The 17,202-nt window shown below is 69.4% G+C and carries 16 protein-coding genes and 1 tRNA gene; 8 read left to right on the top strand and 9 right to left on the bottom strand.

Going from position 1 to position 17,202, the window contains the following annotated elements; genetic code table 11:
* Positions 1–4: 4 nt before the first annotated feature.
* The 3 genes from BZG35_RS03050 (at position 5) to BZG35_RS03060 (ending at position 3,860) form a co-directional block, all read left to right on the top strand.
* The gene (locus BZG35_RS03050) at positions 5–400 is read left to right on the top strand and encodes a VOC family protein (protein WP_077357770.1); all 396 of its coding nucleotides are present in this window, start codon (positions 5–7) and stop codon (positions 398–400) included.
* Positions 401–465: 65 nt separating this feature from the next.
* Complete coding sequence (locus BZG35_RS03055) at positions 466–1,671, top strand: acetyl-CoA C-acetyltransferase (protein ID WP_077354305.1); 1,206 nt, start codon at positions 466–468, stop codon at positions 1,669–1,671.
* A gap of 11 nt (positions 1,672–1,682) precedes the next feature.
* Positions 1,683–3,860 carry a 3-hydroxyacyl-CoA dehydrogenase NAD-binding domain-containing protein gene (locus tag BZG35_RS03060; RefSeq protein ID WP_077354306.1) on the top strand — a complete coding sequence of 726 codons (2,178 nt, stop codon included), beginning with the start codon at positions 1,683–1,685 and terminating at the stop codon, positions 3,858–3,860.
* A 43-nt stretch (positions 3,861–3,903) separates the two neighbouring features.
* On the opposite strand, the gene BZG35_RS03065 is transcribed toward BZG35_RS03060, so the two are convergent.
* On the bottom strand, positions 3,904–4,395 hold the full coding sequence (locus BZG35_RS03065) for a hypothetical protein (protein ID WP_077354307.1): 492 nt from the start codon (positions 4,393–4,395) through the stop codon (positions 3,904–3,906).
* Positions 4,396–4,510: 115 nt separating this feature from the next.
* Between BZG35_RS03065 and BZG35_RS03070 the strand changes: the two genes are divergently transcribed.
* Positions 4,511–5,410, top strand: a complete 900-nt coding sequence (locus tag BZG35_RS03070) for an alpha/beta fold hydrolase (protein WP_077357772.1) — start codon at positions 4,511–4,513, stop codon at positions 5,408–5,410.
* Between the two features lie 2 nt (positions 5,411–5,412).
* Here BZG35_RS03070 and BZG35_RS03075 read toward each other — a convergent pair whose 3' ends face one another.
* The 4 genes from BZG35_RS03075 to argH all read right to left on the bottom strand — a co-directional run bounded on the left by BZG35_RS03075 (position 5,413) and on the right by argH (position 10,004).
* On the bottom strand, positions 5,413–6,960 hold the full coding sequence (locus BZG35_RS03075) for a bifunctional GNAT family N-acetyltransferase/carbon-nitrogen hydrolase family protein (protein WP_077354308.1): 1,548 nt from the start codon (positions 6,958–6,960) through the stop codon (positions 5,413–5,415).
* A gap of 86 nt (positions 6,961–7,046) precedes the next feature.
* The gene (gene lysA, locus BZG35_RS03080) at positions 7,047–8,321 is read right to left on the bottom strand and encodes a diaminopimelate decarboxylase (protein ID WP_077354309.1); all 1,275 of its coding nucleotides are present in this window, start codon (positions 8,319–8,321) and stop codon (positions 7,047–7,049) included.
* A gap of 13 nt (positions 8,322–8,334) precedes the next feature.
* Entirely contained in the window at positions 8,335–8,574 is a 240-nt protein-coding gene (locus tag BZG35_RS03085; RefSeq protein ID WP_077354310.1) for a hypothetical protein, read from the bottom strand.
* Complete coding sequence (gene argH, locus BZG35_RS03090; protein WP_077354311.1) at positions 8,571–10,004, bottom strand: argininosuccinate lyase; 1,434 nt, start codon at positions 10,002–10,004, stop codon at positions 8,571–8,573. The genes BZG35_RS03085 and argH overlap by 4 nt, the downstream gene beginning before the upstream one ends.
* A gap of 10 nt (positions 10,005–10,014) precedes the next feature.
* On the opposite strand from argH, the gene BZG35_RS03095 reads away from it, so the two are divergent.
* Positions 10,015–10,629: a TlpA disulfide reductase family protein gene (locus BZG35_RS03095; RefSeq protein WP_253189250.1), complete on the top strand. Its 615-nt coding sequence runs from the start codon at positions 10,015–10,017 to the stop codon at positions 10,627–10,629.
* Positions 10,630–10,643: 14 nt separating this feature from the next.
* On the opposite strand, the gene BZG35_RS03100 is transcribed toward BZG35_RS03095, so the two are convergent.
* Entirely contained in the window at positions 10,644–10,979 is a 336-nt protein-coding gene (locus BZG35_RS03100) for a 50S ribosomal protein L7/L12 domain protein (protein WP_077354313.1), read from the bottom strand.
* Between the two features lie 153 nt (positions 10,980–11,132).
* Positions 11,133–11,209: transfer RNA gene (locus tag BZG35_RS03105), tRNA-Met, on the bottom strand.
* Positions 11,210–11,408: 199 nt separating this feature from the next.
* Between BZG35_RS03105 and BZG35_RS03110 the strand changes: the two genes are divergently transcribed.
* Positions 11,409–12,647, top strand: coding sequence for a PQQ-dependent sugar dehydrogenase (locus tag BZG35_RS03110; RefSeq protein ID WP_077354314.1), 1,239 nt, complete (start codon positions 11,409–11,411; stop codon positions 12,645–12,647).
* A 185-nt stretch (positions 12,648–12,832) separates the two neighbouring features.
* The gene (locus BZG35_RS03115) at positions 12,833–13,348 is read left to right on the top strand and encodes a GcrA family cell cycle regulator (RefSeq protein WP_077354315.1); all 516 of its coding nucleotides are present in this window, start codon (positions 12,833–12,835) and stop codon (positions 13,346–13,348) included.
* A 216-nt stretch (positions 13,349–13,564) separates the two neighbouring features.
* On the opposite strand, the gene BZG35_RS03120 is transcribed toward BZG35_RS03115, so the two are convergent.
* Both BZG35_RS03120 and apaG read right to left on the bottom strand, forming a co-directional pair.
* Positions 13,565–15,499: an NPCBM/NEW2 domain-containing protein gene (locus BZG35_RS03120; RefSeq protein WP_077357774.1), complete on the bottom strand. Its 1,935-nt coding sequence runs from the start codon at positions 15,497–15,499 to the stop codon at positions 13,565–13,567.
* Positions 15,500–15,587: 88 nt separating this feature from the next.
* Entirely contained in the window at positions 15,588–15,992 is a 405-nt protein-coding gene (gene apaG, locus BZG35_RS03125) for a Co2+/Mg2+ efflux protein ApaG (RefSeq protein WP_077354316.1), read from the bottom strand.
* A gap of 124 nt (positions 15,993–16,116) precedes the next feature.
* On the opposite strand from apaG, the gene BZG35_RS03130 reads away from it, so the two are divergent.
* A complete protein-coding gene (locus tag BZG35_RS03130) occupies positions 16,117–17,154 on the top strand; it encodes a 2'-deoxycytidine 5'-triphosphate deaminase (protein ID WP_077354317.1) in 1,038 nt (345 codons plus the stop codon).
* The last annotated feature ends 48 nt before the right edge of the window (positions 17,155–17,202 follow it).

Consider the following 17,202-nt stretch of genomic DNA (forward strand, 5'->3'; position numbering starts at 1 on the left):
GGTCGTGCTGGATCACATTGGGGTCGACGTCAGCGACGTCGCGCGCTCGCGGGCCTTCTATGAAGCGGCCCTCGCCCCGCTGGGCTATCGGGTCCTGGACGCGAGCGATCCCGGCGCCACGGGCGCGGATACGGTGGTCCTGTTCGGGATCGACACGCCGGACTTCGTCATCGCCAGGGACCAGGCCCCGGGCCGCGGCAACCATATCGCCTTCCGGGCGGAGACGCGCGCCGCCGTCGATGCCTTCCACGCCGCCGCGCTCGCTGCGGGCGGCACGGACAACGGCGCGCCGGGTCTGCGTCCGCACTACGGACCGACCTACTATGCCGCCTTCGTGATCGATCCCGACGGGTTCAATATCGAGGCGGTCTGTCACGACGCCGACGGCCTTCTTACTTGACGTTGACGTAAACGTAGGCTTTAGACGCGGCAGCGTCGAAACCGTCCTCTTTGGAGACCCACCCGATGACCGAAGCCTATATCTATGACGCGGTACGAACCCCGCGCGGCAAGGGCAAGAAGGACGGATCGCTGCACGAGATCACCGGGCTGAGCCTGGCGACCCAGGTGCTGGAAGCCCTGCGCGACCGCAACAATCTGGACACCTCCAAGGTCGACGACGTGATCTTGGGCTGCGTCACCCCGATCGGCGAACTGGGCGCGGACGTCGCCCGCACCGCCGTCCTGGCCGCCGGCTGGGACCAGAGCGTCGCCGGCGTGCAGATCAACCGCTTCTGCGCCTCGGGCCTGGAAGCCGTGAACATGGCGGCCGCCAAGGTGAAGTCCGGCGAGGCCGATTTCGCCGTCGGCGGCGGCGTCGAGGCCATGAGCCGCGTGCCCATGGGTTCGGACGGCGGGGCCTGGCCGGTCGATCCGTCCAGCGCCTTCCCGACCTATTTCGTGCCCCAGGGCGTGTCGGCCGACATGATCGCCTCGAAATACGGCTTCAGCCGCGATGACGTCGACGCCTATTCGATGGAAAGCCACAAGCGCGCCGCCGCCGCCTGGGCCGCCGGGAACTTTTCCAAGTCCGTGATCCCCGTGAAAAACCAGCTCGGCCTGGTCCAGCTGGACCGCGATGAGACCATCCGCCCGAACACGGACATGCAGACCCTGGGCGGGCTGAACCCGTCCTTCGCCATGATGGGCGAGATGGCCTTCGATTCCGTGATCAGCCAGCGCTACCCCGAGGTCGCGCGGGTCAATCACGTCCACACGCCCGGCAACTCGTCGGGCATCGTCGACGGCTCGGCCGGGGTGCTGATCGGCACGCTGGAGGCCGGCAAGGCCCTGGGGCTGACCCCCCGCGCCCGCATCAAGGGAGCCGCCTCGATCGGGTCGGAGCCCTCGATCATGCTGACGGGCCCCGAGTTCGTGACCAAGAAGCTGCTGGGCAAGCTCGGCATGACCGTCGCCGACATCGACGTCTGGGAGCTGAACGAGGCCTTCGCCGCCGTCGTGCTGCGCTACATGCAGGCGCTGGACATCCCGCACGACAAGATGAACGTCAACGGCGGCGGCATCTCCATGGGCCATCCCCTGGGGGCCACCGGAGCCATGATCACCGGCATCGCCCTGGACGAGCTGGAGCGCTCCGGCAAGGAGACCGCCCTGATCACCCTGTGCATCGGCGGCGGCATGGGCACCGCCACCGTCATCGAACGCGTCTGAGGATCACGACCATGGAAAACTTCAAGATCGACGTCGACGCCGACGGCATCGCCCTGATCACCTTCGACGTGCCCGGCCGGTCGATGAACACCCTGACCGGCCAGGTCATGGATGAGCTGCCGCAGCTGGTCGAACGCATCAAGACCGACGACGCCATCAAGGGTGCGGTCATCACCTCGGGCAAGGCCTCGGGCTTCTGCGCCGGGGCGGACCTGGGCGACATGGCGTCCGGCCTGCTGTCAGGCTCGGGCGACCTGCAGGCGGCGTACGACGCCGGCTGGAAGATGAACGGGGCGCTGCGCGCGCTGGAGACCTGCGGCAAGCCGGTGGCGGCCGCCATTAACGGCCTGGCCCTGGGCGGCGGGCTGGAGGTCACCCTGGCCTGTCACTACCGCGTCGTCGGCGACAGCCCCAAGATCCAGCTGGGCCTGCCCGAGATCAAGGTCGGCCTGTTTCCCGGCGGCGGCGGCACCCAGCGCCTGACGCGCCTGATCGGCGTCCAGGCGGCCATGACGGCGATGAGCGCCGGCTCGTCGTGGCGTCCCAACGACGCCAAGGGCGCGGGCGTGGTGCATGAGGTCGTGCCCGCGGGCACCGAGGTCGAGGCGGCCAAGGCCTGGATCAAGGGCGGCGGCAAGGCCGTCCAGCCGTGGGACGACAAATCCTTCAAACTGCCCGGCGGCGGCCCCTACCACCCGGCCGGCATTCAGAATTTCCTGGTCGGCAATGCCATGATCCGCAAACAGTCCTACGGCAACTATCCGGCCGTGCTGAACCTGATGAAGGCCGTCTATGAGGGCACCCAGGTGCCGATGGACGCGGCCCTGCGGATCGAGACCCGCTATTTCATCAAGACCCTGATGACGCCCGAGGCCCAGGGCATGATCCGCAGCCTGTTCCTGTCTAAGCAGGAGCTGGACAAGGGCGCCGTGCGCCCGGTCGGCATTCCGCAGTCCGATCCCCAGAAGGTCACCGTCATCGGGGCCGGCATGATGGGGGCGGGCATCGCCTATGTGCAGGCCCTGGCCGGCATCCAGACCATCCTGATCGACCGCGACCAGGACGCCGCCGACAAGGGCAAGGCCCATGTCGAGGAACTGCTGAAGAAACGCCTGTCGCGCGGTCAGCTGACCCAGGACAAGTACGACGCCCTGCTGGCCTCGGTCGTCGCCACCACCGACTACGACCAGATCAAGGGCTCGGACCTGGTGATCGAGGCGGTGTTCGAGAACCGCGAGATCAAGGCCGACGTCACCCGGCGCGCCGAGGCCCAGCTGGAGCCCGGCGCGGTGTTCGGCTCCAACACCTCGACCCTGCCGATCACCGGCCTGTCCGAGGCCAGCGTGCGGCCTGAGGACTTCATCGGCATCCACTTCTTCTCGCCCGTCGACAAGATGATGCTGGTCGAGATCATCCTCGGCGAGAAGACCGGCCCGGCGGCGATCGCCAAGGCGCTGGACTATATCATCAAGATCAAGAAGACCCCGATCGTCGTCAACGACGGCCGCGGCTTTTACACCTCGCGCTGTTTCTCGACCTATGTGGCCGAGGGCCTGGCCATGCTGCAGGAGGGTTACGCCCCCGCCCTGATCGACAACCTGGGCCGGATGACCGGCATGCCGCGCGGTCCGCTGGAGATGCACGACGACGTGGCCCTGGACCTGTCGGTCAAGATCGCCAAACAGACGGCCGAGGACCTGGGCGACGCCTATGTGCCCCTGGCCGGGGCCGAGATCGTCCGCAAGATGGTCGAGGACCTGGGCCGCTATGGCCGCAAGAACGGCAAGGGCTTCTACGACTACGATACCAAGCCCAAGACCCTGTGGGCCGGCCTGTCGGACCTGGCGGCCGTCACCATCAACGACTCGACCCCCGAGCTGATCGAAGACCAGAAGCGCCGCCTGCTGTACCGCCAGGCCGTCGAGGTCGCGCGCTGCTGGGAAGAGGGCGTGATCGACGATCCGCGCGAGGCCGATGTGGGCGCCATCCTGGCCTGGGGCTTCGCGCCCTGGACGGGTGGGCCGATCACCATGATCGACCAGATCGGGCTGAAGGCCTTCGTCGAACAGGCGGACGTCTATGCCGAACGCTACGGCGACCGGTTCCAGGTGCCGCAGCTGCTGCGCGACATGGCGGCCCGGGGCGAGACCTTCTACGGCAACTTCGCCGGGGCGAAGGCCGCGGCCTGATCGACCAAAGGGCGGCGGCCGGGCCGGTCGCCGCCTTCCTGTTCTAGGGCCGACCCGCGTCGATGAAGGCGCGGATGGAGGGATAGCCGGGCCCGGCCAGGCTCCCCTCCTCGCAAGCGATCATCTTGATGCCCTCGTCGAAACTCCCGGGCTCCACCGGCAGCCAGGGCTCGTCGGCGGGGTAGGTGTCCGCCGTCGTGCCGTCGGCCGCGATGTCGCTCTCCTCGACCAGATGCAGTTCATTCGCCTGACAGCGCACGGCGAACAGGTTCACCGTATGGCTGTAGTCGCCTGCGCGGGAGGTGGTCCGCACCCGGGCGGCTTTCAGGGTCACCCCGTCGGCGCCGGGGGCGAGGCTGTTGACGTCGATCAGATTGGCCCGGTCGGTGGCCCGTGACACGACCCGCCAGTCCGGCCCGGCCGGGGCTGCGGCGTCTGTCGGTGCCGGGTCGGGCGCGGGCGCCTCCTGTGCCGAGGCCGTCTCCAGACCGAGCGCTGCCGCCAGGGCGATGCTGCTGAGTGTGAACCATTCCATTGTCGTCGTTCCCCCGAACGCTGTTGCTTTGACGGCAGTTCGCGCCTGATGCCGTGAAAGATCAAGAGGGCGACCCGGCCAACGAAAGGCCCCGATGCGCGTTCAGGGAGGCGTCATGACCCGCACCCTGCTGTTCGCCCTCGCCCTTCTGCTCCTGCCCGGCCTAGCCGCCGCCCAGGACCGGCCGACCGCCGCGTTCGCCTCGGACCGGATCGTCGTCAGCGTGCGGGGCGCGGGGCCGGACGTGATCCTCATCCCCGGCCTGGCCTCGACGGGGGAGGTCTGGCAGCGGACGGCGGACCGGCTGGACGACAGTCACCGGGTCCATATCGTCTCCGTGCGGGGCTTCGGCGACGTGCCCGCGGGGGCCAACACCAGCGGGGCCCTGGTCGCGCCCGTCGCCGCGGAACTGCGCCGCTACATCGCCCAGAACCGGCTGGACCGCCCGGCCCTGATCGGCCATTCGATGGGCGGGCTGGTGGCGCTGCGGGTCGCCGCCGACGCCGGGCGGGATCGCCGGGGCGCGGCCGTGGGCCGGGTCATGGTGGTGGACGCCACGCCCTTCTTCCCCTCCCTGATCAGCCCGGGCGCGACCGTGGGCGACGTCGAGCCGATCGCCCAGATCGCCTATCAGGCCCTGCTGTTCCTGGGCGACGAGGCCCTGCGTCGCCAGGGAACGGCCCTGGGCGCCCAGCTGGGCGGGGCGGCGGACGGGATCTTCAACTCGGTCGGCTGGCAGGGCGGCGACCGGACGGTCCTGGCCCAGGGCCTGTACGAGGTCATGACCACCGACCTGCGCAACCGCCTGCCCGACATCGCGGCCCCCGTGACCGTGGTCTATGGCTGGAGCGCCGATGATGCGTCGCCCCGCGCCCGGCTGGATGGCCTGTTCCAGGCCGGCTATCGCAACCTGTCCCGCCCCGCCCGGTTCGAGCGGATCGAGGGGGCGGAGCACATGGTCATGATCGACCAGCCTACCCGTTTCCTGGCCGCCGTGACGCGCTTCCTGGCCTGACCTCAGCCCCCGTCGGCCCAGACGGTCTTGTACAGGTCGAAGCGGCGGTCGCGCAGGTTGCGGACCGTGCCCTGGACCTTGGCCCAGGCCAGGTCGGACAGGTCCAGGTCGGCCACGGTCACCGTCTCGACGTTCTCGCTGGCCTCGGCCGCCACCCCGTCGCGGGCGAAGGGAAAGTCGCAGGGGGTCAGGATGCAGGACTGGGCATACTGGATGTCCATGTTCTCGACGTTCGGCAGGTTGCCGACATTGCCCGACAGGATGACGTAGCACTGGTTCTCGATGGCCCGCGCCTGGGAGCAGTAGCGGACCCGCAGATAGCCCTGTCGGTTGTCGGTGCAGAACGGCACGAACAGCAGCCGCGCCCCCTCGTCGACCAGCCGCCGCGCCAGTTCCGGGAACTCGGAGTCGTAGCAGATCAGCACGCCGATCGGGCCGCAGTCGGTCGGGATGGCGTGGACGCGGTCGCCGCCCTTGATGTTCCACCAGTGGCGCTCGTTCGGCGTCGGGTGGATCTTCTCCTGCTCGTGGACCGAGCCGTCGCGCAGGAAGACATAGCCGACGTTCTGGATGTCGCCGTCCTCGGTGCGCGTGGGGTGCGAGCCCCCGATGATGTTGATGTTGTACTCGACCGCCATCTTCGACAGGGCCTCGACGAAGCGCGGCGTATAGCGGGTCAGGGCCTCGATCGACTCGACCGGCGACAGTTTCTTGGACTCCAGCGACAGCAGCTGCAGGGTGAACAGCTCGGGGAAGACCACGAAGTCGGACCGGTAGTCCGAGGTCACGTCGACGAAATATTCGACGTTCGAAATGAACTCCTCGAAGCTTGCGACCTTGCGGGCCTGCAGCTGGACCGTGGCCACCCGCACCGTCTCCTTGACGGCGAAGGCCGCGCCCCGGCCGTGGGTCTCGGCGTAATAGGGATTGCGCCAGACCATGTGGGCGGCGTGACCCATCGAGGCGGTATCGGAGCTCAGATAGTTCTCCAGCACGCCGATGGGTTCGAAACCGGACCGCATGTGGAAGCCGATGACGGGGTCGTTGAGCTTGCGGGTGGTGACGGCGTCCAGATATTCGCGCGGATCCGGATAGGCGGCCTTGCGTCGGCCCAGGCCCGGCATGCGACCGCCGAAGACGATGCCCCGCAGGTTCTGGGCCTCGCACAGGTCGCGGCGGGCGTCGTACAGGCGCTGGCCGATGCGCAGGCGGCGGCGGTCGGGATCGACGCAGACCTCCATGCCGTAGAACCAGTCCCCGGTCGGGTCGTGGCGCGCCGCATAGCCGCCGCCCGTGATCTGGGTCCAGGTGTGGGGCGACATCGCCGTCGCCTCGTCGATGCGGAAGCCGGCGGCATAGCCGATCAGCTCGCCGTCGTACTCCACCACGAACTGACCATCCGGATAGGCGGCGATCTGGCCCCGCAGCATGCCGGGGGTCAGGGCCGGCATGTCCTTGTAGACCTTGGCGACCAGCAAGGAGATGCCGTCCACGTCGCTGAGCTTGGCGTTGCGGATGTTGAGCAGCGCGGGCTTGTTGGGTTTCTTCATGCGCCGGTGAACGCACGGCGACGGTGCCGGATCAACCCGGCCGGCCGCTTTTCTTCCTTCTCACGCCGATCGGTCGCGGTTGACGCCTAGAGCCAGCGCGCCATGGTCTCGCGCGCCAGCATCGCTTCATAGGTGGGTCGGGTCCGAACCAGGGCCCAGCGGTCGCCGTCGACCAGGATCTCGGGGACCAGAGGTCGCGAGTTGTACTCGCTGGCCATCACCGCCCCATAGGCCCCGGCCCCGGTGAAGACGACCAGGTCTCCGGCCTGAAGCGGCGGCAGCGCCCGGTCGCGGGCGAAGGTGTCGCCGGTCTCGCAGACCGGACCGACGATGTCGCAGGCGATCTTGGCCCCGGGACGGGGGGTCACGGCCTTCACCTCGTGGAAGGCGTCGTAGAGGGCGGGACGCAGCAGGTCGTTCATGGCGGCGTCCAGCACCACGAAGCGCCGGCCATCGGCCCGCTCGGTGATCTGGATGACCCGGCTCAGCAGCACCCCGGCATTGGCGGCCAGCAGCCGGCCCGGTTCGAACGCCGCCTCGACGTCGAGGCCGTCCAGAACCCGGGCGGCCATGGCGGCATAGTCGGCGGGTGAGACGGAGTGGGCTCCCCCCGCATAGGGCACGCCGAGACCGCCGCCGAGATCCAGCCGGGTCACGGACAGGCCCTGGCCGCGCAGGGTCTCGGTCATCTGCCGCAGCAGGCGGAAGGCGGCCTCCAGCGGGGCCAGGTCGGTGATCTGGCTGCCGATGTGGCAGGCCAGGCCCACGGGGTTCAGATGCGGGCTGGCGGCGGCCCGGGCGTACAGGGCCATGGCCTCGTCGGACGGCACGCCGAACTTGTCGCCCTCGCCCCCGGTGGTGATCTTGGCGTGGCCGCCGGCCCCGATCTTGGGGTTCACGCGGATGGCGATGTCGGGGCAGGCCCCCTTGCCCGCCGCGACCGCGATCAACCGGTCCAGCTCGGCCGGGCTCTCGACATTGATCTGGCGCACGCCGGCGTCGAGGGCGAAGGCCAGTTCGGCGTCGGTCTTGCCGACGCCGGAGAAGATGATCTTCCCGGCCGGCACGCCCGCCGCCCGCGCCCGGCGAATCTCGCCTTCCGACACGGTGTCCGCGCCGCAGCCCAGGCGGGCCAGGGTCGCCAGGACTGACAGGTTCGAGTTGGCCTTGACCGCGAAGGCGATCAGGGCGTCGCCGAAGGCGGCCGAATGGGCCGCCACGGCGTCGCGCAGCACGCTGTAATGGCGCGTCAGGGTCGCGGTGGAATAGACGTAGGCAGGGGTGCCGACCTCGGCGGCCAGGGCCGACAGGCTGACGCCTTCGGCCCAGAGCGCGCCGTCACGCGGTTCAAAATGATCCAAGGCGCGTGAAGACCTACTGCGGATCGCGCGTCGCCGCGGCCGAACCGAACGGGTTCGTCGGGCCGCCGTCGATCGGAACCTGGCTGGACGGGCGGTTGACCGTCGCCGGATCGGGCAGGGCGGGGGCGCGGGCGTCGCGCGGGGCGCGCTCGGTCTCGCGCGGAGCGGGGCTTTCCAGGTCGGCCATCCGGCCGCAGCCGGCGGCGGCGAGGGCGGTCAGGGCCAGGGCGCCCGCGACAATCAGCTTGTTCATGCGAGACGCTCTTTCCAATCGGCGATGCGCGCGCGGACCTGTTCCGGCGCGGTGCCCCCGAAACTCTGGCGACTGGCGCAGGAGGCCTCGGGGGTCAGCACCTTGTAAACCGCTTCCGTCACGGAGGGATGCAGGGCCTGAAGTTCTTTTAGCGGCAGTTGCGCCAGACCCACGCCCAGGGATTCCGCCCGCTTGACCGCCGCGCCCGTCACATGGTGGGCCTGGCGGAACGGCAGGTCGGCCTCGCGCACCAGCCAGTCGGCCAGGTCGGTGGCGGTGGAAAAGCCCCAGCCGGCCGCCTCGGCCATGCGGGCGGTGTTCGGCTGCAGGGCCGAGACCATGGCGGTCATGGCCGTCAGGGCCAGGTCCAGGGCGTCCAGAGCCTCGAACACCGGCGGCTTATCCTCCTGCATGTCCTTGGAATAGGCCAGGGGCAGGCCCTTCATCACCGTCGACAGGGCCACGAACGACCCCAGGATCCGCCCGGTCTTGGCCCGCACCAGTTCGGCCGCGTCGGGGTTGCGCTTCTGCGGCATGATCGAGGAGCCGGTGGTCAGGTCGTCGGGCAGGCTGGCGAAACCGAACATCGGCGTCATCCAGACCACGATCTCCTCGGCGAAGCGCGACAGGTGGCCGGCCGTGATCGAGGCGGCGGCCAGGGTTTCCAGGGCGAAATCCCGGTCGGACACGGCGTCCAGGCTGTTGCCCATGGGCCGGTCGAAACCCAGGGCCGCTGCGGTGGCGTGGCGATCGATGGGGAAGGGCGAGCCGGCGAGGGCCGCGGCTCCGAGCGGGCTTTCGTTCATCCGCGCCCGGGCGTCGGCGAACCGCGAGGCGTCGCGGCCGAACATCTCGACATAGGCCATCAGGTGGTGGCCCAGGGTCACGGGCTGGGCCGTTTGCAGATGGGTGAAGCCCGGCATCAGGTCGCCGGCATGCTGTTCGGCGCGGGCCAGCAGGGCGCGCTGCAGGGCCTGAAGCTGCGCCACCGACCGGTCGCAGGCGTCGCGGACCCACAGGCGGAAGTCCAGGGCGACCTGGTCGTTGCGGCTGCGCGCCGTGTGCAGCCGCCCCGACGGCTCGCCGATCAGTTCCGACAGACGGGCCTCCACGTTCAGGTGGATGTCTTCGTATTCGTCGCGGAAGGGAAAGGTGCCGGCCTCGATCTCGGCCTGGATGGTGTCGAGGCCGGACAGGATGGCCCGGCCGTCGTCCGGCGTGACGATGCCGCGGTCGATCAGCATGCGGCAATGGGCCCGGGAGCCCGCCAGGTCCTGCGCCCACAGGCGGCGATCGACCCCGATCGAGACGTTGATGGCCTGCATGATGTCGGCGGGCTTGGCGGAAAAGCGTCCACCCCATAGGGTCTGGCCCGATGGGGACGTCGCCGCCCCGCCCGGTTCGGGCGTCGGCACTGGGGATTGAGGCATGGGCGGCTCGTTGAAAGTCGTTTTGATCGCCGGGGCGGTCGCGGGCGTCCTCGCGGGCGGGACGATCGGCACCCTATACGCGATGAAGGCCGGACCTTTCAAAGCGTCCGCGTCGGCCGTGGCCGAAAAGAGCGATCTGGCGCGGTTCGCCACGGGATCGCTGGCGGCTCTGGAGACCCCCGCGGCCCTGATGCCCGCGCCGGACTATGTGTTCAAGACCCGCGACGGAGCCGATGTCCGGTTCGCCGACTTTCGGGGCAAGGTGGTCCTGGTCAATCTTTGGGCCATGTGGTGCGCGCCATGCCGGACCGAGATGCCGACGCTGGCCGCCCTCGCCGCCGCCTACCCCGAGGGGGATATGATGGTCCTGCCCATCAGCGTCGATGTGGGTGACGACGCCGTGGCCGACGCGAAGAGCTTCATCGACGTGCACGAGCCGCTGCCTTTTTACGGCGACCCGAAATTCCAGCTGCCGTTCGAGTTTCCCGGCAAGGGCAAGATGCCCCAGACGATCCTGCTGGACCGTCAGGGGCAGATCCGCGCCGCCTTCTCGGGCGAGGCCGACTGGTCGAGCGCCGAGGCCCGCGCCCTGATCGACGCGGTCCTGGCCGAGGGCGCGCCCTAGCGCGCTCGCTCCACCTACTGTCGTTCGTCGGTCACCGGATCCACGGCCCCGGGACGGCCTTCGGCGGCGGCTTCCGCCTGTTCGGCCTCGAGGCGGTCGGCGACGTTGCCGGCCCCGGTCTCGACGGCCTGGGCCGCCTTCATGGCACCGGATTCGATGACTTCGCCAGCGGCGGCGGCGCCCTCCTGGATCTCCTGACCCGCTTCCGACGTGGCGGCCTCGACATTGTCGCCGGCCGCGTCGGCCTCGACCGCCGTGCGGTCCTGTTCGGCCTCGGTGCAGGCGAGGGTGCCGATGGACAGGGCGGCGATCGCCGACACAGCGAGCACGGACGGGAAGCGGATGGTCATGGGAAACCCTCGATTGGCGTTGAACCTTGGCCGTTAACGCGGGTCTTGCCATCGGGTTGCGCGAGCGGCCCCAGACCCGGGCGGGTCGGGTCTTCCGCTGCCGCGAGACCGCGCCCCGACGCTCGCCGCTGGCGCGGCTGCCGATGTCTGTGCTGGTGGCTGGAGGCGGGATCGAACCGCCGACCTGTGGGTTATGAATCCACCGCTCTAACCATCTGAGCTACCCAGCCCAGCACAGCGCGCATCCACAAGCGGGATCGCGGGAGGCGTGCCTATATCGTCGTGGGCGCTCGGGTTCAAGTCGCATCGACGACGGCGTGACCGGCAAGTTGCTGCGACGGGCCGCCGCGCCTCAATCCGGAACCGGAACTGCAGCGTTGCCATACCGTTCCAAACGATATCGATTTTCGTAACCGTCCGGAGACTTCCATGCGTCCGCTTCTTCTTGTTGCCTCATCCTCGCTGCTCGTGCTCGCCGCCGCCTGTGGAGCCAACGGCCAGACGGCCCAGACGGCCCAGACGGAGGCTGAGGGCGCGCCCATCGAGTCGCGGCCCGCCAACGGCGTTGGCCAGACGCCGGCCTTCGAGGGCCAGACCCGCGCGCCGGGCGTCCGCACCGAACAGGCGCTGTCGACGGCGGTGGTCGCCTCGAACCTGGTGCATCCCTGGGGCTTGGCCCTGCTGCCGGACGGCCGCTGGCTGGTGACCGAGCGGCCGGGCCGTCTGCGGATCATCAGCGCCGAGGGCCAGATCGGCGCGCCGATCAGCGGCCTGCCGGCCGTCGACGCGCGCGGTCAGGGGGGCCTGCTGGACGTGGTCCTGTCGCCGACCTTCGCGAGCGACCGGACGATCTTCTGGAGCTATGCGGCGCCTCGGGACGGCGGCAATGCCACCTCGGTCGCGCGCGGCCGCCTGTCCGACGACGGGACTTCGGTGACCGAGGTGCGGGTCATCTTCCGCGCCCTGCCGACCTATGACGGCGACAAGCATTTCGGCTCGTCCCTGGCCTTCTCGCAGGACGGCAAGCTGTTCGTGACCCTGGGCGAGCGCTCGGACAAGCCGATGCGGCCGCAAGCCCAGCAGTTGGGCTCGCACATGGGCAAGGTCATCCGCATCAATGCGGACGGATCGGTGCCCGAGGACAATCCCTTCGTCGGCCAGGCCGGGGCCCTGCCGGAGATCTGGTCGCTCGGGCACCGCAACGTCCAGGGCATCGCGGTCCAGCCGGGCACGGGCGCGATCTGGACCATCGAACACGGCACCAAGGGCGGGGACGAGCTGAACCTGACCGAGGCCGGCAAGAACTACGGCTGGCCGATCATCGCCTATGGCGTCGAATACCAGGGCGGGCCGATCAATGAGGGGATCACCGCGCGCGAAGGGCTGGAACAGCCGGACTACTACTGGGACCCGGTGATCGCGCCCGGCGGTCAGGCCTTCTACGCCGGGGCGATGTTCCCGGGCTGGGACGGCAACCTGCTGGTCGCGGGCCTCGGCAGCAAGTCGATCAACCGACTGGTGCTCGAGGACGGCCGGGTCGTGGGAGAAGAGGCGCTGATCACCGACTTCGGCAAGCGGATCCGCGACGTGGCGGTGGGCGCGGACGGCGCGGTCTGGGCCATCACCGACGAGGAAGACGGTCAGCTGATCCGGATTTCCGCGCAATAGGACCGCCGAGGCGAGGCGGACTCTCCGCCGCCTCGCCGAACGTCGATTCAAGATGTGGTTTCTGTGGACGGAGTGAGTCGCACATCTTGCGTCCCTTAAGGGCTAGTTTACGATTAGTTGTGGCTCGGGAGACCCGATCGGGGATTTAGGCGCCACATCTTGAATCGCTCGACCCGGAGGGTGTCATGACTGCAGGCTGGACCGAAGATCGTGTCGGCGCGCTGAAGAAGCTGTGGCTGGAAGGCCAATCGGCCTCGCAGATCGCCAAACAGCTGGGTGGCGGCGTCACCCGCAACGCCGTCATCGGCAAGGTGCACCGCCTCGGCCTGTCGGGTCGCGCGACCCCTTCCCAGCCGGCCCGCACCTCCACCTTCCGGCCCGCGCGCACGCGCACCACGCCCCCGGCCCAGCCGTCCGCCCCGCGCCGCATCGAGGCCGTCCAGCCCGCGCCGCGGCCCGTCGTGACCACGCCCAGCCTGCCGGCCGTGGCCGAGATGGCCGGCACGGCGACAGTAATGACCCTGGGGGCTCACATGTGCAAATGGCCGATCGGCGACCCGTCCTCGACCGAGTTCAGCTTCTGCGGCCGCCGCGCCTCGGAGGGCGTCTATTGCCAGGAACACGCCCGCGTCGCCTACCAGCCGCAGATGAAACGTGGCGGCAAGGAAGAACTGGCCCGCAGCCTGCGGCGTTACATCTAAGCGAAGAAACGCGCTAACGCTCGCGACGCGGTCGCTCGCTGCTTGAGCGCGTGATTTCGGGCGCCATCTTTCGCGACGCGGTCTCTCGCTGCGAGAGCGAGGCGCTCGTCGCTTGTCATCCCCGCGCAGGCGGGGAGGCATCCGCCCCGGGGGCTCGCCCCGGGATCGGGGCGGGGCTGCGGTTATCCGGGTTGACGCAGCCCCAAACCCCGCGCTTCAGCGCAGCAGGGCGGCGTCCCCCCACACCACGGGAAGCGCGGCGACAGCCTCTCCCTCGGCGCGCACCACCATCTCCAGGATCGCCACGTCGCGGATGTCGACGTCCAGCGCCTGAGGCGCGGCGCCGAACGCCTGCGGCTCCGAGCGCGCCAGAAGCCTCCCGTCGCCATAGATCAGGAAGGTGACGGGCCGCTCCCGCGACACCGCGCTGTCGTCGATCCCCACGCGGGCGGTCAAACGCGCATAGCCGTGGTTGCGGACCTCGAGCCGGGAGTTGGCCAGGGCGCCGATGCCGCTGTCGAACCGCGTCCCGGCGATGCGCAGCGGCTCTCCGAAGGGGGAGCGGTCCGCCTGGGCGCCGCCGAACCCGCCGTACTGGGGATGCTCGCCCGACCCGCGGGTTCCCTGCCAGCCGATGACGCCGCGATGAATGGCGGGATCGTGCTGCGGGGTCGTGACGCCGTCCTCGGCCGGGTTCACATCGCCGGGCACCTCCGACACATAGAGGCCGTCGGGCAGGGCGCGGGCCCCGGACGCGCGGAACACCAGCGTCTGGCGCGGTTCGAGGCGGAAGGCCGTCTCCCCTGTGAAGGTCTGCCGCTCGCCGGTCCAGAGATCCGTCAGGCTCACCTCGGCATCGTCGCGGAACTTCAGATGTCGGGCGCTGAGCTGCGTCTCGATGGCGGCCAGGCCGCGATTGAAGATCGCCACGCCCTTGTCGCCGTCCGCCAGGGTCTTGACGAAGATCTGCAACTCGCTGGACTGATAGGCCGGGACCGCCTGATGCCCGGCGGGATCCTGGTTGAGGGCGACGAGGCCGGGGTTTCCGAACAGGGCGATCTGCTCGGGGGTCGCCTTGCGGAGGTCGTAGCCGATGATCAGGGGGGCGTTCAGGATGGCCCACAGCGCGAAATGCGAGCGCGCCTCGGTCATGTGGGCGGCGTCGAAATCGCCCGAGCCCACGAACAGCATGTCCGGGTCGTTCCAGGATCCCGGCCCGGCATAGAGGGCGCGGGTCGACACCGTGTCCAGATTGGTCAGCATCCGCGTCCACTGCGGCGTGATGTCGTCGCTGGTGCGCGAGAGGTTGCCCAGGTTCTTGCCCCAGGCCCGCACGTTCGACGAGCCCCACAGGCAGACCGAGAACAGATAGTCCCCGTCGGGATTGTGGTCGTGCAGCGCCTGTCCGACCTCTTCGTACAACGCCTGCACGGCGGCGATGTCGGTGCGGCCCAGGGCGTTCATGTCGATCAGCGGCGGAAATTCGCGGTAGTGATCCTGGCGGACATGGTCGGTGTCGGCCGCCAGCCCGCGGATGCCGCAGCCGTCCACCTTGATCAGGTCGAAGCCCCATTCCGCGAAATACAGCCGGATGTCCTGGTCGACATGGCCATGCAGGCCCACCTCCCGCTCCGCGACCGTGCCCTCGGGCTGGTTGGCGAAATTGGGGGTATAGACCTGGCCGCACGAGTTGCGCCCGATGTCGGAATAGATGCCCGCCCGCAGCCCCATGGCGTGCAGTCGGTCCGTCAATGGGCGGAAGCTGGTCTGATCGCCTGGGCCCACGATGGCCGACGGAAAATTGTCGGTGCGGATGACCATCCGGCCGTCCGACTGTCGCCGTTTCAGCCACCAGCCGTCGTCGATATTGACGTGGCGATAGCCCCGGGCGGCCAGGCCGGTGTCGACCAGGATCGTCGCGGAGGCCATGATCTTCTCTTCGTCGATGTCGCTGTAGAAGGCGTTCCAACTGTTCCAGCCCATCGGCGGCACGGGGGCCGCCCCCCGGGTGTTGGCGCTCCAGCGGCCGGTCGGGGCCAGCGGGTCCGTCTGGGCGGCCGCGACGCCCGGCGTCAGCAGGGCCAGCCCCGCCGCCAGCGCCACGAAGCGCCGGCGCAGGCTCGGACCGACGCGGTTCGGGAGAGGGCGCATGAACGGCTCCATCGGCGCGACGGCGCCCGGGGTCAGACCTTGGCCGGTTCGCAAATGTCTGACAATATCCCGCGTCGTCGCCTGGGCCTCAGTTCAGCACCCGTCCCTCGGGCACGTCGAGGCTGAAGGTCGGGATGGTGGCCTCGAACGAGCGGCCGGCGGCGTCGGTCATGGTATAGGCCCCGGCCATCAGGCCCGACGGAGTCGGCAGGGGGCAGCCCGAGGCGTAGGAATAGCTGTCGCCCGGCGCGATCAACGGCTGTTCGCCGACGACGCCGGGACCGCCGACCGTCTCCACATGGCCCGTGCCGTCGGTGATGATCCAGCGGCGCGCCATCAGCTGAACGGCCTGCGAGCCCCGGTTCTCGATCTCGACCTGATAGGCCCAGACCCAGCGCCCCTCGTCGGGATCGGACTGGCCGGCCAGATAGGCGGGGCGGACGCGAACGATCACGCCTTCGGTCTCGGCTTCGTAGGGGCGACTGTCATGCATGGCCTATGGTCGCGCGGCAGAGAGGTGGTTTCAAGCGCGCTCAAGCAGCGCGCGATCGAGTCGTGCGCGATAGCGGTCCCGGCCGGACGTGCGTCCGGCAGCTTCCATGTGTATGGCGTGGAGCATGACCCCAACCTTCCCGAACCTTGCCTTCCCGACCCCCGGCATCCTGCCCTGCCAGTCCATCGAGACCCTGATCGCCGGCGGCGCGATCGCCTCGGCCACCCCGTTCGACGTCGATCAGGTCCAGCCGGCCAGCCTGGACCTGCGCCTGTCCGAGCGGGCCTGGCGGGTCCGGGCCTCCTTCCTGCCCGGCCGCCGTCTGGTCGCCGACCGGATCGAGGACGTGTCGATGCATTCGATCGACCTGTCCGGCGGCTATGTGCTGGAGAAGGGCTGCGTCTACATCGCCCTGCTGCAGGAGCGTTTGAGCCTGCCGCCGGGCCTGATCGCCCGCGCCAACCCCAAGTCCTCGACCGGGCGGGTCGACGTGTTCGTGCGGCTGCTCACCGACCGGGGCGGATCCTTCGACGACGTGGACGAAGGCTATGAAGGGCCGCTGTATCTGGAGATCGCGCCCCAGACCTTCTCCATCCTGGTCCGGCCGGGCACCCGGCTGAACCAGCTGCGGCTGAAGGCGGGGGAACCGCCGAAGCTGGAGACCCGCAGCGTCGGCGTCGATCTGCAGGGGGGCGACATCGTGGGCTTCCGCGGCCGCCGGCACGCCGGGGTGGTCGACCTCGACAAGATCGACGGCCACGACCCGAAGGATTTCTGGGAGCCCCTGGCCCTGCGCCGCGGCGAGCTGCTGCTGGACCCGGGCGAGTTCTACATCCTGGCCTCCAACGAGGCGGTCGAGATCCCGGTCGACCAGGCCGCCGAGATGACGCCGATCGACCCCAGCGTGGGCGAGTTCCGGGTCCACTACGCCGGCTTCTTCGATCCCGGCTTCGGCACCGACGAGGCGCACGGGGCCGGATCCAAGGGCGTGCTGGAGGTCCGCACCCACGACACCCCCTTCCTGCTGGAGCACGGCCAGATCGTCGCCCGGCTGGTCTATGAGCCCCTGACCGAACGGCCGACGCGGCTGTATGGCGAGGGCGGCAGCCACTACCAGCGGCAGGGGCTGAAGCTGTCGAAGCATTTCCGGACGTGGGGGTAGGGAAGAGGGTGGCTGTGGCGGGTGGCTAGTGGTCGATGCGGTCACCGC

Source organism: Brevundimonas sp. LM2 (assembly GCF_002002865.1).
In the GTDB taxonomy this organism is placed as follows: domain Bacteria; phylum Pseudomonadota; class Alphaproteobacteria; order Caulobacterales; family Caulobacteraceae; genus Brevundimonas.

Excerpts from the sequence above, each read along its gene's own strand:
- BZG35_RS03055 (WP_077354305.1), top strand. The coding sequence starts at position 466 with ATGACCGAAGCCTATATCTATGACGCGGTACGAACCCCGCGCGGCAAG.
- BZG35_RS03060 (WP_077354306.1), top strand. The coding sequence starts at position 1,683 with ATGGAAAACTTCAAGATCGACGTCGACGCCGACGGCATCGCCCTGATC.
- BZG35_RS03065 (WP_077354307.1), bottom strand. The coding sequence starts at position 4,395 with ATGGAATGGTTCACACTCAGCAGCATCGCCCTGGCGGCAGCGCTCGGT.
- BZG35_RS03070 (WP_077357772.1), top strand. The coding sequence starts at position 4,511 with ATGACCCGCACCCTGCTGTTCGCCCTCGCCCTTCTGCTCCTGCCCGGC.
- BZG35_RS03075 (WP_077354308.1), bottom strand. The coding sequence starts at position 6,960 with ATGAAGAAACCCAACAAGCCCGCGCTGCTCAACATCCGCAACGCCAAG.
- BZG35_RS03085 (WP_077354310.1), bottom strand. The coding sequence starts at position 8,574 with ATGAACAAGCTGATTGTCGCGGGCGCCCTGGCCCTGACCGCCCTCGCC.
- argH (WP_077354311.1), bottom strand. The coding sequence starts at position 10,004 with ATGCCTCAATCCCCAGTGCCGACGCCCGAACCGGGCGGGGCGGCGACG.
- BZG35_RS03100 (WP_077354313.1), bottom strand. The coding sequence starts at position 10,979 with ATGACCATCCGCTTCCCGTCCGTGCTCGCTGTGTCGGCGATCGCCGCC.
- BZG35_RS03110 (WP_077354314.1), top strand. The coding sequence starts at position 11,409 with ATGCGTCCGCTTCTTCTTGTTGCCTCATCCTCGCTGCTCGTGCTCGCC.
- BZG35_RS03115 (WP_077354315.1), top strand. The coding sequence starts at position 12,833 with ATGACTGCAGGCTGGACCGAAGATCGTGTCGGCGCGCTGAAGAAGCTG.
- BZG35_RS03120 (WP_077357774.1), bottom strand. The coding sequence starts at position 15,499 with ATGCGCCCTCTCCCGAACCGCGTCGGTCCGAGCCTGCGCCGGCGCTTC.
- apaG (WP_077354316.1), bottom strand. The coding sequence starts at position 15,992 with ATGCATGACAGTCGCCCCTACGAAGCCGAGACCGAAGGCGTGATCGTT.
- BZG35_RS03130 (WP_077354317.1), top strand. The coding sequence starts at position 16,117 with ATGACCCCAACCTTCCCGAACCTTGCCTTCCCGACCCCCGGCATCCTG.